The sequence below is a fragment of the Paraburkholderia sp. SSBN10T genome, from assembly GCF_056619545.1.
Genome location: NZ_JBWQQI010000005.1, coordinates 253,071 through 267,878 on the forward strand (window position 1 = coordinate 253,071; position 14,808 = coordinate 267,878).

The 14,808-nt window shown below is 64.8% G+C and carries 19 protein-coding genes; 10 read left to right on the forward strand and 9 right to left on the reverse strand.

All coding sequences use genetic code 11. The features are described 5' to 3' along the window. Positions 1-3: 3 nt before the first annotated feature. From AC1ECK_RS10270 to AC1ECK_RS10280, 3 genes are read right to left on the reverse strand one after another with little or no spacing between them, the layout of a single operon-like run. Positions 4-1,335, reverse strand: a complete 1,332-nt coding sequence (locus tag AC1ECK_RS10270; protein ID WP_480318535.1) for a sensor histidine kinase — start codon at positions 1,333-1,335, stop codon at positions 4-6. After that, positions 1,332-2,072: a response regulator gene (locus tag AC1ECK_RS10275; RefSeq protein ID WP_480318537.1), complete on the reverse strand. Its 741-nt coding sequence runs from the start codon at positions 2,070-2,072 to the stop codon at positions 1,332-1,334. The genes AC1ECK_RS10270 and AC1ECK_RS10275 overlap by 4 nt, the downstream gene beginning before the upstream one ends. A 7-nt stretch (positions 2,073-2,079) precedes the next feature. Further along, the gene (locus AC1ECK_RS10280; RefSeq protein WP_480318539.1) at positions 2,080-2,202 is read right to left on the reverse strand and encodes a hypothetical protein; all 123 of its coding nucleotides are present in this window, start codon (positions 2,200-2,202) and stop codon (positions 2,080-2,082) included. A gap of 248 nt (positions 2,203-2,450) precedes the next feature. On the opposite strand from AC1ECK_RS10280, the gene AC1ECK_RS10285 reads away from it, so the two are divergent. The 3 genes from AC1ECK_RS10285 to AC1ECK_RS10295 all read left to right on the forward strand — a co-directional run bounded on the left by AC1ECK_RS10285 (position 2,451) and on the right by AC1ECK_RS10295 (position 4,012). Further along, positions 2,451-3,032, forward strand: a complete 582-nt coding sequence (locus tag AC1ECK_RS10285; RefSeq protein WP_480318541.1) for a thioredoxin family protein — start codon at positions 2,451-2,453, stop codon at positions 3,030-3,032. 207 nt (positions 3,033-3,239) lie between these two features. Next, positions 3,240-3,476, forward strand: coding sequence for a DUF4148 domain-containing protein (locus AC1ECK_RS10290; RefSeq protein WP_480318543.1), 237 nt, complete (start codon positions 3,240-3,242; stop codon positions 3,474-3,476). A 119-nt stretch (positions 3,477-3,595) separates the two neighbouring features. Continuing rightward, positions 3,596-4,012 carry an organic hydroperoxide resistance protein gene (locus AC1ECK_RS10295; protein ID WP_480318545.1) on the forward strand — a complete coding sequence of 139 codons (417 nt, stop codon included), beginning with the start codon at positions 3,596-3,598 and terminating at the stop codon, positions 4,010-4,012. A gap of 65 nt (positions 4,013-4,077) precedes the next feature. Here AC1ECK_RS10295 and AC1ECK_RS10300 read toward each other — a convergent pair whose 3' ends face one another. Next, on the reverse strand, positions 4,078-4,893 hold the full coding sequence (locus AC1ECK_RS10300; protein ID WP_480318812.1) for a DUF2182 domain-containing protein: 816 nt from the start codon (positions 4,891-4,893) through the stop codon (positions 4,078-4,080). Positions 4,894-4,910: 17 nt separating this feature from the next. Next, a complete protein-coding gene (locus AC1ECK_RS10305; RefSeq protein WP_480318547.1) occupies positions 4,911-5,678 on the reverse strand; it encodes a DUF899 domain-containing protein in 768 nt (255 codons plus the stop codon). Between the two features lie 130 nt (positions 5,679-5,808). Here AC1ECK_RS10305 and AC1ECK_RS10310 point away from each other — a divergent pair, with 130 nt between their 5' ends. Beyond that, positions 5,809-7,029, forward strand: a complete 1,221-nt coding sequence (locus AC1ECK_RS10310; protein WP_480318549.1) for a helix-turn-helix domain-containing protein — start codon at positions 5,809-5,811, stop codon at positions 7,027-7,029. A gap of 52 nt (positions 7,030-7,081) precedes the next feature. Beyond that, a complete protein-coding gene (locus AC1ECK_RS10315; RefSeq protein WP_480318814.1) occupies positions 7,082-7,720 on the forward strand; it encodes a Vgb family protein in 639 nt (212 codons plus the stop codon). Here AC1ECK_RS10315 and AC1ECK_RS10320 read toward each other — a convergent pair. The 4 genes from AC1ECK_RS10320 to AC1ECK_RS10335 form a co-directional block, all read right to left on the reverse strand. Beyond that, on the reverse strand, positions 7,717-8,103 hold the full coding sequence (locus AC1ECK_RS10320; RefSeq protein WP_480318551.1) for a GtrA family protein: 387 nt from the start codon (positions 8,101-8,103) through the stop codon (positions 7,717-7,719). The two genes, AC1ECK_RS10315 and AC1ECK_RS10320, sit on opposite strands and share 4 nt — an antisense overlap. Before the next feature lie 90 nt (positions 8,104-8,193). Then, a complete protein-coding gene (locus AC1ECK_RS10325) occupies positions 8,194-9,255 on the reverse strand; it encodes a glycosyltransferase (RefSeq protein ID WP_480318553.1) in 1,062 nt (353 codons plus the stop codon). Positions 9,256-9,297: 42 nt separating this feature from the next. Further along, complete coding sequence (locus tag AC1ECK_RS10330) at positions 9,298-10,620, reverse strand: glycosyltransferase family 87 protein (protein WP_480318555.1); 1,323 nt, start codon at positions 10,618-10,620, stop codon at positions 9,298-9,300. Further along, positions 10,617-11,855 (reverse strand): glycosyltransferase family 87 protein, encoded by a 1,239-nt coding sequence (locus tag AC1ECK_RS10335; RefSeq protein ID WP_480318557.1) that lies wholly within the window; start codon positions 11,853-11,855, stop codon positions 10,617-10,619. The genes AC1ECK_RS10330 and AC1ECK_RS10335 overlap by 4 nt, the downstream gene beginning before the upstream one ends. Positions 11,856-12,471: 616 nt before the next feature. On the opposite strand from AC1ECK_RS10335, the gene AC1ECK_RS10340 reads away from it, so the two are divergent. The 5 genes from AC1ECK_RS10340 to cpaB all read left to right on the forward strand — a co-directional run bounded on the left by AC1ECK_RS10340 (position 12,472) and on the right by cpaB (position 14,783). Beyond that, the gene (locus tag AC1ECK_RS10340) at positions 12,472-12,732 is read left to right on the forward strand and encodes a hypothetical protein (RefSeq protein ID WP_480318559.1); all 261 of its coding nucleotides are present in this window, start codon (positions 12,472-12,474) and stop codon (positions 12,730-12,732) included. Positions 12,733-12,839: 107 nt separating this feature from the next. Further along, a complete protein-coding gene (locus AC1ECK_RS10345) occupies positions 12,840-13,010 on the forward strand; it encodes a Flp family type IVb pilin (protein WP_480318561.1) in 171 nt (56 codons plus the stop codon). Positions 13,011-13,176: 166 nt separating this feature from the next. Next, positions 13,177-13,335 carry a Flp family type IVb pilin gene (locus AC1ECK_RS10350; RefSeq protein WP_480318816.1) on the forward strand — a complete coding sequence of 53 codons (159 nt, stop codon included), beginning with the start codon at positions 13,177-13,179 and terminating at the stop codon, positions 13,333-13,335. A 17-nt stretch (positions 13,336-13,352) separates the two neighbouring features. Next, complete coding sequence (locus AC1ECK_RS10355; protein ID WP_480318563.1) at positions 13,353-13,898, forward strand: A24 family peptidase; 546 nt, start codon at positions 13,353-13,355, stop codon at positions 13,896-13,898. Between the two features lie 48 nt (positions 13,899-13,946). Continuing rightward, positions 13,947-14,783 (forward strand): Flp pilus assembly protein CpaB, encoded by an 837-nt coding sequence (cpaB, locus tag AC1ECK_RS10360; RefSeq protein WP_480318565.1) that lies wholly within the window; start codon positions 13,947-13,949, stop codon positions 14,781-14,783. The last annotated feature ends 25 nt before the right edge of the window (positions 14,784-14,808 follow it).

Consider the following 14,808-nt stretch of genomic DNA (forward strand, 5'->3'; position numbering starts at 1 on the left):
TACTCAGGCTAAGGTCTGGCTAACGCCTTTCAGCACAAGCCGGGCTTCCAGCCCTCCGCCAGGCCGGTTATGCAGCGACAGCGTCGCGTCCATCGCCAAGGCAAGTTGCCGGGCGATCGCGAGGCCCAGGCCCGTGCCGCCCGTTCCTCGATTGCGCGATCCTTCCAATCGGTAAAACGGCTCGAACACCGCTTCCAGCGACTCAGCCGGAATGCCTGGCCCGCGATCGAGCACGCTGACTGTTACCTGTCCGTCGTGCGCGGCGGCGACCTGGATCTCGGCCGCCCCGCCGAACTTCAGCGCGTTGTCGACGAGATTGCCCACGATCCGGCGCAGGGCCTGAGGGCGCGTCACCAGCGCAGTGTCGATTCTCCCGTGCAGCGAAACCTCCTTGCCGGCATCCACGTAGTCGAACACGAGGCTGTCGAAAAGCGCATCCGGGTCGATACGCAGCGGCGCCTCGCTGGCGCCGTGCATGGTGCGCGCATACGTGACGCCTTCCTTGACCATGGTTTCCATTTCCTGCAAATCCTGCTGCAGCTTGGCCCCCTGCGCGTTGTCGTCCATCACGTCGAGGCGCAAACGCATGCGCGTAATCGGCGTTTGCAGATCGTGCGAAATCGCCGCGAGAATCTGCAAGCGCTCGGTCATGTACATCCGGATGCGATCCTGCATGGCGTTGAAGGCCCGCGCCGCGCGCGCCACCTCATCCGGTCCGTCTTCGGCCAGACGCTCCGCCTTCAGGTCCGGGCCCAAAGTATCGGCTGCTCGCGCCAACTGGCTCAACGGGCGTGTCGCCAACCGTACCGCCAGCCAGCAGCACGCAGCCAGCACCACCAGTTGCAGCACCAGCACCCACGCCAACCAGGGCGACAGCGGCGCGCCCGGCATGGCGTGGTAGTCGATCGTCAGCGGCGTGCCGTCGCTCAACTGCAGATGCACCTGCAGGCGATCCGGGTCACCCGGCACCGCGTTGGCCGTGAGCGGATAGCGCTTGCCGATGCCGTCCGCGATGGATTGCGCCACTCGCTCCGAGAGCTTCGCATCGGGAGGCGCACCCGCGACTCCGGGCCCCAGATTGAACGTGTAAGTGCGCCGCGCCAGCCTTGGCAACCATTCGGCGCGTTCGTCCGGCGACAAATGATCGAGCAGCGCAACGGAGCTGGTGACCTCGCGCTGGATGTAACCCATCATCACGTTGGTCATGGTCTGGTCCCGTTCGGTCATGGTGAGCCAGACCGACAGCGTTTGCACCAGCGCAAGGCTGACAAACAGAATCAGGGCAAGCCTCGCGAACAGCGTGCGCGGCCCATGCAGTAACGCATTCAGCTTCATGGATTGCCTTCGATCATGGTCACGGCCGCGGAAAATACATAGCCTTCACTACGCAGCGTCTTGATGTAACGAGGCTCGCGCGCCACGTCCTGCAGGCGCTGCCGCAAGCGGCTCACCAGCAGATCGATCGAGCGGTCGAACGGATCGGCCTGACGGCCCTGGGTCAGATTGAGCAACTGATCGCGCGTGAGCACGCGTTGCGGATGATCGAGGAACACGCGCAGCAAGCGGTACTCCGCGCCGCTCAGGGCCACCATCGTGCCCTCGGCGTCGAGCAGATGGCGCGCGGTGGTGTCGAGCCGCCAGTCGCCGAAGCCGATCATCGGCGCGGTTTCCGTCACCTGCATGCCGGGCGGCAGCATCCGTGTGCGGCGCAACACGGAGCGGATGCGCGCCAGCAGTTCGCGCACGGCAAACGGCTTGGCGAGGTAGTCGTCCGCGCCCATTTCCAGCCCGACGATGCGATCCGTCTCCTCGCTGCGGGCGGTCAGCATCAGGACCGGCACCGTGCGGAACTTGCCGGCGCGCAATTCCCGGCACAGCACGAGGCCGTCCTCGCCCGGCAACATCAGGTCGAGCACGATCAGGTCCGGCACGCCTTGCTCGAGGACGCTGCGCATCTGGCGGCCGTTGGCGGCCAGCGAGACGCGCATGCCGTTCTTCTCGAGATAGGTGGCAAGCAGTTCACGGATGCCGCGATCGTCATCGACGATCAGCACGTGGTCGGTGTTTTCCATCGTTGGCTCAGTCCTTCCGGCGATTCACACGCACCCGGTTCACGTTGACCAGCGAACAGTTCACGGAGTGCGCCATTTCCGCTGCCAGTCCGCCGGCGAGAAAGGCGAGGATGGCGAGGAGCCGTCTCATGCGTCCCTCACGACGGACAGGACTTGCAGCAGTTCGGTACTCATAGCGCTCTCCGCGATATCAATGGCTGCTTTATAGCCTGATCCGCGCCGCGCTTTGTATCTCAGTGTATCTGGCCGCTCCGAGGACACAAAACATTGCACCCGGGCCGCTTCCACGACACAAGCCAGATACGAACGGGCGTTCCAATACGGTCATGCCGAACAACGGACTCCCCGCCCGGCGCCCCTACCTGAAAGGACTCTGACATGCTCTCCCGACTCAAGACCGCCACCACCGTGGCCCTGTGCGCTACAGCCCTGGCTGGCGGCGTTGCGGCAACCGCCGCTCTCGTGGCAACGCCTGCGGCCGGCGCTGCCACCACTCCCGTTGCAAACCCGGCCAACAGCAGCAGCACCGCGCCGGAATTTACCGGCATCGATAAGTGGCTCAATAGCGATCCCCTCACCATGCAGCAGTTGCGGGGCAAGGTCGTACTCGTCGACTTCTGGACCTACACCTGCATCAATTGCATCCACGTGCTGCCCTACGTCAAGACCTGGAATCAGAAATACAAGGACCAGGGCCTGGCGGTGGTCGGGGTCCACACCCCCGAGTTTCCATTCGAGCGCAACACGGACAACGTCAAGGCGGCGATCAGGCGTTTCGACATTACCTTCCCGGTCGCACAGGACAACCGTTATGCCACCTGGAGCGCCTACAACAACCAGTATTGGCCCGCGTTCTATCTGGTCGACAAGAAGGGGCACGTGGTCTACACGCACTTCGGCGAAGGCGACTACGACCAGACCGAGGCAAAGATCAAGGCCTTGCTCGCTGAAAACCCGTGATTTGTATCGCAACGTATCTGGACCTCGAAGCGATACACAACATTGCAATCGCCCGACTTTTCGACACAAGCCAGATACGTTCGCCGGTTTAAATGCATCAACGCCGGATGACAGAGGCAAGCCACACCGCAGAGCCTGATTGAATGGCTTGCATTGCCCCCGATACCCCGACGCCTTCTTTTAATTTTTTGCTTCACGGAGAACGAGATGAAAACCTCAATGATCGCTTTTGCCTTCGCTGCATTCGCCACGGCTGGCTTTGCCCACGCCTCCGATGCCCCGGCAACGACTGCTGCTCAATCCGGCGGCGCACTGGTCCAGCAATGGAGCCCGGACCAGACCGGCGCAACGCAGAAAACTCGCGCAGAGGTGCGCCATGAACTGGTGCAAGCCGAGCAGGACGGTCAGATCGCTTACTTGAGCAAGCTGTATCGGGGCGGTTGATCGCCTAACCGCCGCCGGATTGCTTCCTGATTTCAATACGGTAAGCAATCCTCCTGATTAAAGATCGTTTCGTTTCGACGAACAGATCTTCCGAAACTGAACTATCGAAGGATGACATCATGACTCAACTCGAAAAAGTGCTGTACACGGGCAAGACCCATACCACCGGTGGACGCAACGGCGCAGCGCGCAGCTCCGACGGCCGGCTTGACGTCAAGCTCTCGGCTCCCGGCTCGGCAGGCGCGGGCACGAATCCGGAACAGATGCTGGCGGCCGGCTGGTCGGCCTGCTTCATCGGCGCCATGGGGCACGCGGCAGCCAGCCTGAACGTCAAGCTGCCGGCCGACACCGCCGTCGACGCAGAAGTGGACCTGGGCACCACCGATGGCGCCTACTTCCTGCAGGCCCGCCTGAACGTGAGCCTGCCGGGCCTGGATCGCGAAATCGCCAAGACGTTGACCGAGTCGGCACACCAGACCTGTCCGTACTCGAAGGCGACGCGCGGCAACATCGGCGTTTCGATCACGCTCGTCTGAAGCGAGCAGTGCGCGCCGTGCGTCGAGTGTCGGCTCGCATGGCGCGTGACATCGCGCTGCCGTTGTCATGCTCGCTCGACTGCCTGGGCAATCAGCAGCACGGCGAGCCCGACGAGAACAATTCCAACGAAGCGCGCGCCCCGCTCCCCATCCGGCAAAAGACGCTCGGCGGTGATACCTGCCGCCACCCCCACCATGACGCGCAGGTCCATCACTCCGAGGACCAGCAGCGTCGCCGTCAGGCCAACACAGGCATAGCTGCAATGGAGCCCGAGGCGCAAACCGTATCGCCATGCCGACGCCATGCGGCCTAGCAACACGCCTCCGCCCGGCGCCTCACGACAGCACGCCAGAGCGCGCACCTTCCACCTGGTGAACTGGAGCGCTCCAGCGCCGAGGACAACCAAACCGCCCGCAAGCGGCACGGCGCGCGCCAACGCCGGCAGTCGCATTTCAAGCCCCGTCAGCATGGCGCCCAGTACAAATGCGACCAAGCCTGCGAGAGTCCACACAAAGAAATACCCCAAGCCGACCAGCAAGGTCGGACACCCGAGACGCACTTCGCCAGCCCTATCCGCGACAACCCTGCGGTAACGCCACAACGCCGGTACAAGCGACGGCATCATCATCGCCACCATCATCACCACGCACATCCCAACGAACGACGCGGCCACGCTCGCCCAGGTCCGCCCGCACATCGGCCTCCATGCGGCAGAGATCACCCAGCCGCCGGGCATCGGCGTTCCGCCCATCGCCGACATGGACGAGCACCAGGCAACCGTCGCCACCACGCTGGCCGCGAGGACCAGCCCGGCAACGCTGAGGAATCCAGGCTGGGAGACCCCATACCGCGAGATCTCCCGCCGCGAGGCTACGCGCATCGCACTCACGTCGCACCTCAACGCGCACTGTACTCGTCGTGGCGCTTCCACCAGATGCCCGACTCGTTGCGCCCCTTGGGCGCCCGGTCGAGCCACTGATACATGCCCCAGATTCCATCCACGCCGCGCGCATAGGCGGAATACGTGTGATAAACCACGCCATCCTCGAGCACGAACGCGCTCAAGCCTGGCCGGTCGCGCGCGTACGTCTGCGGATCGGTTCCACAGGTCGCGGCGAACTGGGCAACCGGCTCGGGTGCCGGAAGCGCGTCCATCGCATGGCGGCCGCGCTGATAGTTGTATTCGACTTCGCCCTCGCGCTGCTGCGCCTCCGTGAACGAGATATTGAAGTCGAAGTTGAAATCGCTGCCGTACGACGATGCCCAGGGAAACGTCCATCCCATGCGCCGTTGGTATTCCTGCAGTTTCGCCAACGGCGCCCGCGACACCGCCGTCAACGTCACATCGTGATTCGCCAGATGAATAAAGATGCCATTGAACCCGTCTGCGATCGAGGAACACGACGGGCACCCCGCCTTGTAGTCGGGCCCGAACATGAAGTGGTAGACGAGCAGTTGCGAGCGTCCCTGGAACAGTTCGGCCAACGTTGCGCTGCCTTGCCCGGTCTCGAACCGGTAATCCTTGTCGATACGAACCCACGGCAGCGCCTGGCGCTGTTGCGCCACTTCGTCGCTGCGCCGCGTCAATGCCTTCTCCGCCTCGAGCAGTTCGAGCCGCGCGGCCAGCCACGCTTCGCGCGTTCCGGTGTTGTGTGTCGTAGTCATGTTCGCCTCCATTAGGTGTCCTGCATCGCTCGCTCACCGGGCGATACGACGGACGGGTGATTGGTCGTGGTAGATTAGTTCCGGACACCCAACGGCGGGAGTGACAAGTGTGGCGGGATTCGCATAGACCATGGACTCGCTAGTCACAGCCGCGGCCCGTGCGCTCGCGGCGGGTGATCCGCTTGGCGCCCTGAACCGGGTCGCCTTGCGCGACGACGCGGCGGCGCTCGCGCTACGCGGCATCGCCATGGCCCAGCTTGGCGACCTCGTGCGGGCCAGGGAGCTGGTGCGCAGCGCGGCGCGCGCCTTCGGTCCCAGGGAGGCGGTGGCACGCGCACGATGTGTCGTCGCCGAGGCCGAAATCGCCCTTGTCTCGCGCGACCTCGGCTGGCCGGCCAAAGCGCTGAGTACAGCCCGCGCAACCCTCGAAGCACACGGCGACCAGGTGAACGCCGCTCATGCGCGCTATCTCGAGATGCGGCGCCTGCTGCTGATCGGACACCTCGGCGCAGCCGAACGCCTGCTCGCCGGCTTCGATCCCGCGCCCTTTCCGCCCGCCCTGCGAGCCGCCCACGAGCTCGTCGTGGCGGGACTCGCCATACGCCGTCTCCACACCCAGACGGCGCGCGCCGCCCTCGCCCGCGCCGGACACGCCGCGCGCCGCGCCGGGATTCCCGCGTTGAGCGCGGAGGTCAGCAGCGCGTCGCACATCCTGAATACACCCGCAGCCCGCCTGATTGCGCGAGGCGAGGAACGGCTCCTGCTGCTCGACGAAGTGGAAGCGTTACTGGCATCGAAGGCGCTCGTCATCGACGCCTGCCGTTATTCAGTAAGCAAGGCCGGAGCTGTCGTTTCGCTCGCACGCCGTCCGGTGTTGTTCACCCTCTTGCGCACACTGGCCGAAGCGTGGCCCGCGGACGTGCCACGGGACACGCTCGTCGCGCGCGCCTTCCGCGCGAAGCACGCCGACGAATCGCACCGCGCCCGCTTGCGCGTCGAAGCCGGACGGCTGCGCACCGTGTTGCGGGCGGTAGCGGATATCACTGCGACGAAGCAGGGCTTTGCACTGCAGCCGCATGGCACGAGCGAGGTGGTCGTGCTGGCGCGGCCTGTCGAAGAAAAGCATGCGGCCGTGCTCGCCTTCCTTGCCGACGGCGAGTCGTGGTCCAGTTCCGGTCTTGCGCTGGCGCTCGGCGCCAGCCAGCGCAGTGTGCAGCGGGCGCTCGACGCGCTGGCGGCTGCCGGCAAGGTACAGCCGTTCGGCCGCGGCCGCGCGCGGCGCTGGATGACGCCACCCGTGGCGGGTTTCACGACGACCTTGTTACTCCCCGCTCCCCTGCCGTCCGAGTAGGATGGAATCCACCCAATATCATCGCTTTGTATCTACGGGACCAGAGGAAATCATGAAACGATCGGCAGCGAAAATCATCCGTGAATATGGTCCCTTCCCGGGCGTCGACAGCGTGCACGGCGTCACCTACGACGGCGCGCAGGTCTGGTTTGCCACCGGCGAAACACTGAGCGCCATGGATCCCGCGAGCGGCAAGACGGTGCGCTCGATCGATGTGGCCGGGCACGCCGGCACAGCCTTCGACGGCCAGCACCTGTTTCAGATCGTCGAAGACCGCATCCAGAAACTCGATCCGCAAACCGGCCAGGTGCTCGCCACCATCCCGGCCCCTGGCGGCGGGGCCGACTCGGGGCTAGCGTGGGCCGAGGGAACGCTCTGGGTCGGGCAGTACCGGGAGCGGAAAATTCATCAGGTCGATCCGCACACTGGGGCCATTCTGCGCACCATCGAATCCAACCGGTTCGTCACCGGCGTCACGTGGGTCGACGGCGAGCTTTGGCACGGCACCTGGGAAGGCGACGAGAGCGACCTGAGACGAATCGACCCGCACACCGGCGAGGTGCTGGAGCAGCTCGATATGCCGGCCGGGGTCGGCGTATCGGGACTCGAATCCGATGGCGCCGATCAGTTCTTCTGCGGCGGCGGCAGCAGCGGGAAATTGCGCGCCGTCCGGCGGCCGGGGCACGGCTAATGCGCTGAACGATAGGTCCACCGCCGATGCGCCACAAACGTATACGGCGGCACCACGCTCATCACCAGCGCGGTCCCCAGCCACGACGAGGCGCCCGCTACCTGCATCAGATGCGACAGCACCCAGGTAATCAGCACGCCGCCCAGCGACACCACCAGAAAGCGTCCGATATTGCTCAGGCGCAGCGAACTCGAGAAACTCCACAGCGTGTGCAGAAGATACGAGCCGATCGTTGCGCAAACAAACGCCGCCGAGTTCGCCCAGCTCGAAGACAGACCCGCGCCTACCATCAACGCGATCACCACCCCGAGATGGATACCCGTTGCCAGCAAGCCGGACACACCAAAGCGGAACAGCTTCACCCAGTCAGATTGCTCTTTCATCCTGACTCTCCTTTCCCCGCCGGCTGGCTCAGCCCACGCTGCGCCGCCGGCCTCACCTGTCACTTGACGCACGCATCCCACACGACGCCCCTAGCGCGCCGCCACCCGCATCCGCTGCGCCGTACGCTTGCGCGGATGTTCGAAGCGCAACGGCGCGGCAGCATGCGCCACGGCTTCACGCATAGGCAGCGCGCTCACCTTGCTGCGCGCCTGATAGCGGCGCCGCACCAGATACACCGGCCGCCCCTTCGACTCGTGGTAGATGCGCCCGATATATTCGCCCACCACGCCGATGCCGATCAGCTCGATACCGCCCATGAACAACAGCGCGCACAACAGCGATGCATAGCCCGGCACGGGATTGCCGAACAGCAGCGTGCGTCCGATCATGAAGCCGCCGTACACGAACGCGAAAGCCGCGATCACGAGACCAATGTAGGTCCAGCAGCGCAGCGGCACCGTACTGAAACTGGTAATGCCTTCGAGCGCGAAATTCCACAGCCGCCAGCCAGAGAACTTCGAATGTCCGGCGCTGCGTGCCTCGCGTTGATACTCGACAATCACGGTCCGGTAGCCCACCCACGCGAACAGCCCCTTCATGAAGCGGCGGCGCTCCGGCAAGCGCTTCAGCGCATTGACCACCACGCGGTCCATCAGCCGGAAGTCACCCACGTTCTCCGGCACCTTCAGATCGGAGAGCGCATTGTGGACGCGGTAGTACAGCGCGGCGGCGGTCCGCTTCGCGAACGAATCGCAGGCGCGGTTGCTGCGCTTCGCGGCGACCACCTCGGCGCCTGCCCGCCAGTGTTCGATCATCACCGGAATCAGGCTCGGCGGATCCTGCAGGTCGGCATCGATCGGGATCACCGCATCGCCGAGCGCTTCGTCGAGACCCGCGGTCAACGCGGCCTCCTTGCCGAAGTTGCGCGTCAGATCCACCACCCGCACGCGCGCGTCCTTCACGCTGACTGCGATGAGCTTCTCGAGCGTGGTGTCCTTGCTGCCGTCGTTCACGCAGACGATCTCGAAGCGAATCCCTTCGATTGCCTCGAGCACCGGAACGATCTGCGCAAAGAAATGGCTGACCGCGTCCCCTTCGTTGTAGAACGGCACGACCAGCGAAACCAGATTTCTACTGTTATGTTGAGACATGTTGCTCCCCTTCACTTTTGATTTGATTGTTTTGATCCGCGCTTACCTGCGCGCGGCACGCTGCGTCGCCCACGCCACGCACGCTTCCCCGTTATCGTCCTGCAGCACGACAGGCTCCTGCCGCGCCTGCACGATCCGCCGCGTCAGCATCCACAACGTCGTCGCCATGACGACCGGCATGAACTGGAACTTCAGTTGCGCCACCACGAGGACGCCCGCGATGGGTGCGAACCACAACCCCACCAGCCACTCACGCTCATAGCGCTTCCAGCCGCGAGCAAGACCGTGCCGCGCGTACCACGCGATCAGCACACCGAGCCAGGCCAGGTCGTAGTCGAACAGATAGGGGCTGACGAGCAGACTGGCGCACACCAGCACGGCGGCGCGCAGCGCGTATGGACAATCGCGCCCCCAGGCATGGCAGACCGCTGCCGCTGCGATCAATGCCGAGGCGCCCTGCGCGGCGTAGGCCCATGTTCGGGGCACATGCGCCAGCGTGGCCATCGCGAACACGGTGGGAATGCGCGCGAGCGCCGCCCGGCCGGACTCGACGAGGCCGCTGATAAACCCCGCGTTATGAAGAAACGCCAGTAGCGTTCCCGTGCCGAACAGCAGCACGGACACCGCGAGCAGCGTCGCCGCGGTCAGCGCCATCACACCCAGCGCGCGCCACGAGCGCGAACAGAGCAGCGCAAGCGGCAGCAGCACGGCCAGATGCGGCTTGATGCATAGCAATCCAAAGCATATGCCGGCCAGCACAGGACGGCGCCTCAGCAAGACCAGACCCAGCCCCACGAGCGAGGCGGTCAGCAAGCCGTTTTGCCCGCACACCAGCACCAGCGCCGCCCCCGGAAAGGCGAGTGCCAGCAGCACGGTTTGCCGGCCCGGCACGATCGCGCGCATCACGCCGACGAAGAGCCCCAGCGTGCCGCCGAGGAAGACCGCCGCTGCAATCCTGAACGGCAATAGCGCCAGCGGATACACGACCAGCAGGAAAGTGGGCGGATAGAGCCACGGCAGGATCCCGGGGGAGCGCGAGATGGCATCGGTCTCCACGGCGGTCAGCGCCGCGAGGTTATACGCATCGATCGCATGGCGATGCAGCGCGAGAAACGAAGCACTCCAGAACGGCAGAAAATCCAGCGCCAACGGCCCGAAGTCGGGCCGGTGCTGCCACTCGGTACGGTACAGATACACGGCGAAGAACAGTCCATAACAGGCCAGCGCCACCAGCGCGTAGGTCCGCAGCCGCTCGCCGTTGAGCCAATGCTGCCCATGCATGGCATGGGCAGCGCGGGCCGCCCGGCAAGCTCCCGGTGCCCGGCGCCGGGCAAGCCGTACCGCGTTCGACGAGATCGGGTTCATTGCGCACTCCCTGCGTCGCTGCGTACGCGTTGCACGATCATCAGCACCATCAGCAACAGCACGACCGGTCCGATCTGCGGCCCATGCATCACGCGGTTGAAGAATTCGTAAAGCGGCAGAAGCCACGCGAACACGAGCACGGTCTGCTCGCCGCGCAACCAGCCGCGGCGCAATCCGGCTGCGGCCAGAAAGGCAAGCGCGATACCGAGCCACGCCAGTTCGTAGTGCCAGACATAGGGATTGGCAATGAGCGTCGCCACCGCCAGAATCGCGGCACGCGCGCCGCTGTCCGAGGTGCGGCGCCATACGTCATAGGCGGCCGCTGCCGCAACCAGCGCCACGCCCGCCTGAGCGAGATAGGCAGGCGTCAGATCGAGGCCAGCGAGCCGGAACACGGCGAACGGTGTGGGCGAAGCGAGCCAGAAGCGCACGCCGGTCTCCAGCGTGACGCCGCGCGCCAGGTTCGCGGCGGCGAGGAACAGATGCAGCGACTGCGGGCCGCATACCAGCACGCTGAGCAGCGTGAATAGCATCGCGGTGAGCGCGGCCACCGCCATCACACGCCAGGCCCGCGCCGCAATCAGCACCAACGGAAACAGCAGCGCCATCTGGGGCTTGGCGACCAGCAGGCCGATACACAGGCCTGCGCGCAGCGGATGGCGATCTACCCAGCGAACCGAGAAGGCGGCCAATGCTGCAGTCAGCAGCGAGTTCTGGCCAAACGTCGCACACACGAATACGCAAGGAAACGTCGCCACGACGAAACCTGCCAGCTTCGCGTTGCCCAGCACCTTATCGAGGCCCGAGACGCGCAACACGCCAAAGCAAAAGAGCGCCACGCTCGCCGCCACGAACACAAAGAACGCCGGCCAGAACGGCAGCAGCGCGAGCGGTGTGACGAGCAACAGGAACATCGGCGGATACAGCCACGGCAGAAAGCCGCCGTGCTGATAGCCGTCCAGCAGCAGCCGCTCGAATTTGCCGAACGCGACGTAATCGTAGACCTGCACCGGCACGCCGTGCAGCATCACGTGCGAGGCGACCCAGAAGACAGAGTAGTCGGTGCCGGGCCGGTAGCTGCCATCGGTGAAGCCGTGGCTGCTCCATGCCCACAAGACGAGGATCGCCGCTTCGATCAGAAGCGCGAAGCCGCTATACACGACTAGCCGGTCGCGTGTCACCCAGTCATATATGCGGCGCTCTGCGCGGCGCACTCCCCGAACCAGACTTTCCATCATCCCCGCCTTATGTCTGCGCCGGAGGTCAGCCGGCGTTTTCGACATCTATCTTTTTGTTTCGATTCCTAAGCATGCGATCGATACGTCGCGTTGCTGGTCGATTCATTGTTGTAGGAAAACAATCCAAGTTTCAAGTCCCGCATTTCGCGGCGAGGGCGATGGTCGGCCCTTGCACTGCCTCGCACTGCCCGAAATGCCCGCTTTGTGTGGCCTATCGCACACAGCCTGCCTCACACCTGCAACACGTTGTGCAAACGGGCCGTTTCAATTGCGCCGATTTCTCGCGAAAGCGGCGCCGCGCCGCCCTCATGGAAAGTCCCTGGGCCGAAGCCGACAGCAAGGCTGCACGGGCCTTTGCGGGAGGTTGACAGGCCCGCCGCCCGCCCCGGTTCGTCTCAAGGTTGCGACAGACCGGACACCGGCCACGCGCCACAGACCGCGTGCAAAGCGCGAGCCCAGCATTGACGCGGTTTTGCTCGAGCTGGCCCATGCCTTGCGTAGGAGTGAGCGCGGCAGACGAAGACATACCGTCCAGACACAAACAGGACGCCGCGCACAGGAGTTCCGACCAGACTCCTTGCCATAGATAAGCAGCAGAACACGGGGATCGAACATGAAAAACCATGCATCCGGGCGTATTACCGCACGCCCCCGGCAAGAGCCGCTGAACTGGAAGCCGCTCGCTGCCGCATCGAAGCATTCCGGCGAGCCGGCCAGCCGCGCCGCCTTCGTTTCACTGCCGGCATGGCCCGGCTACCGCGACGCTGTCGCCAGGACTCTCGCCGGCGAAGCTGCCTGCCGGCGGCTTTCCTTATCAGTCGATACCGACACCGATGCAGACGCGGATATTGATCCGCCTCGGCACGGCGGCTAGACCGCTCCGTTTTTTCCCGCAGTACCACCTTGCTGTACCTGTAGTCCCTTCCCTAAGGCCAATTCCGGCACAGGGTTATATATGTAGTAGTCCTTTTGGAGATTGTCATGCAAAACATCCTCACGCAAGCCAAGCATTTCCTCCGCGACGAAGACGGCGTCACCGCCATCGAGTACGGCCTCATCGCAGCGCTGATCGCCATCGTGATCATGGGTTCGGTGAAGACGCTCGGCACGAACCTGAACACGGTGTTCAGCGACATCGCCGCTTCGGTTTGAACGTCCTGGCGGCGGACGACCACGCGGCACCCGTCGTCCGTCCGCCCTGTTTCTGAAGGTGGGGCCACGCCGGCCCGACATCGAGGAGTCAATCGTGAATACAGCTCGTTCCTTTTCCCAACTCGTTGCGTCGCAGCCGGTCGCACCGAGCCGTTTTTCCCGCGCCATCGCGAAGATTCACATTTTTCTCGACGGTGAAAGCGGCGTCACGGCCATCGAGTACGCGCTGCTCGCCGCCCTGATTGCGCTCGTCATCGTCGGCGCCGTTGGCACGGTCGGCACCAATCTGAATTTGCTGTTCAGCGACGTTGCAGCGTCGATCTGAACCACCCAACGAGGTTCATGATGCCAGGCTTTCCGCTCCCGCCTCACCCGATACCCGCCTGCGTGGTGCTGCTCGTCATCGTCACCGCGAGCACGGACATCGTGAGCCGGCGCATCCCCAACCCCATCATCGCTGCGGGGCTCGTCGCCGCGCTGCTGGTGCAGGGCTGGCTGCATGGACCGCTCGCCGGCAGCACGACGTGGCTTGCCGGCGCACTCACCGGCTTTGCCGTATTGCTGCCGTTTTATCTGCTGCGCGGCATGGCTGCCGGCGACGTCAAGCTGTTGATGATGATCGGCGCGTGGCTGGGCGTGTGGCCCACCGTCGAGATCGCACTCGCCACCTTCGTGATCGGTGGCATCTGGGCACTGGCGCTGACTGCGCGCCGGCGCCGCATCGGACAGTTGCTCGGCAACCTGCGGTGCATGGTGGCGGGCGCCACCCAGCGCGGCGCGAACGCCGGCACGGACAAGCCAGCGCCACCCGCGTCGGTTGGCTCGCTGCCCTATGGAGTGGCGATTGCCGCAGGAACCCTGGGCGTGCTGTTCGCGAACCTGACATGAGCACATCGCGCCTGCCGGCCTTTCACTCGTTTTACGGGGAGTAACGTCATGAAAAACAGTCGTGCATTCGTCATGCTGGCGGTTGCCATGCTGGCGGGCCTCGCCGCCGTGGTATTCGCTTCGCGGTGGCTCGTGCAAACCTCGTCGGGCGCAGTCACCCAGGTGGCGGTCGCCTCCGACGACATCAGCCTCGGCGAGCCGCTCAGCGGCACCATGGTCCACACGGTCAACTGGCCGACCGACAGCATCCCGCCCGGCGCCTTCAACGACCCGAAGACGCTCGACGGCCGCGTGCTGCGAGCCAGCCTGCAGCGTGGCGAACCGGTGCTCGAATCGAAGCTCGCGCCGGTCGGCACGAAGGGCGGCCTGTCCGCCGTGATCGGCGAAGGACGCCGCGCCATTACGGTGCGCGTCAACGACGTGGTCGGCGTAGCCGGCTTCGCACTCCCAGGCAACTACGTCGACGTGATCGTCAATACGCAGGAGCCCACCAGCAAGAGCGACACGCAGCAAAGCATTTCGAAGATCGTGCTGGAAAAGATCCTCGTGCTGGCGGTGGCTCAACAGGTCAATCGCGACGACACGGCGCCCAAGGTGGTCAACGCCGTCACGCTCGAGGTCACGCCCGATCAGGCCGAGAAGCTCGACCTCGCGCGCAGTGTCGGCACGCTGTCGCTGGTGCTGCGCAACCAGGTGGACGTCGACACGCTCGCCACGGCCGGCGCCACCAAGATGACCTTGCTCGGCGCCTCCGCTCCCGTGGCAGTTTCCGCTCCTGTCGCCGCACCCCAGCCCACTCGCGTGAAGTATGTGAGCCGGGCGCCGGTCAAGCGCGACTGCATCGGCGTGCTGTCGGGCGTGAACGGCAGCCAGGAATGCTTTTGACGGCAGCGGCGTAGCCGGAGCATGA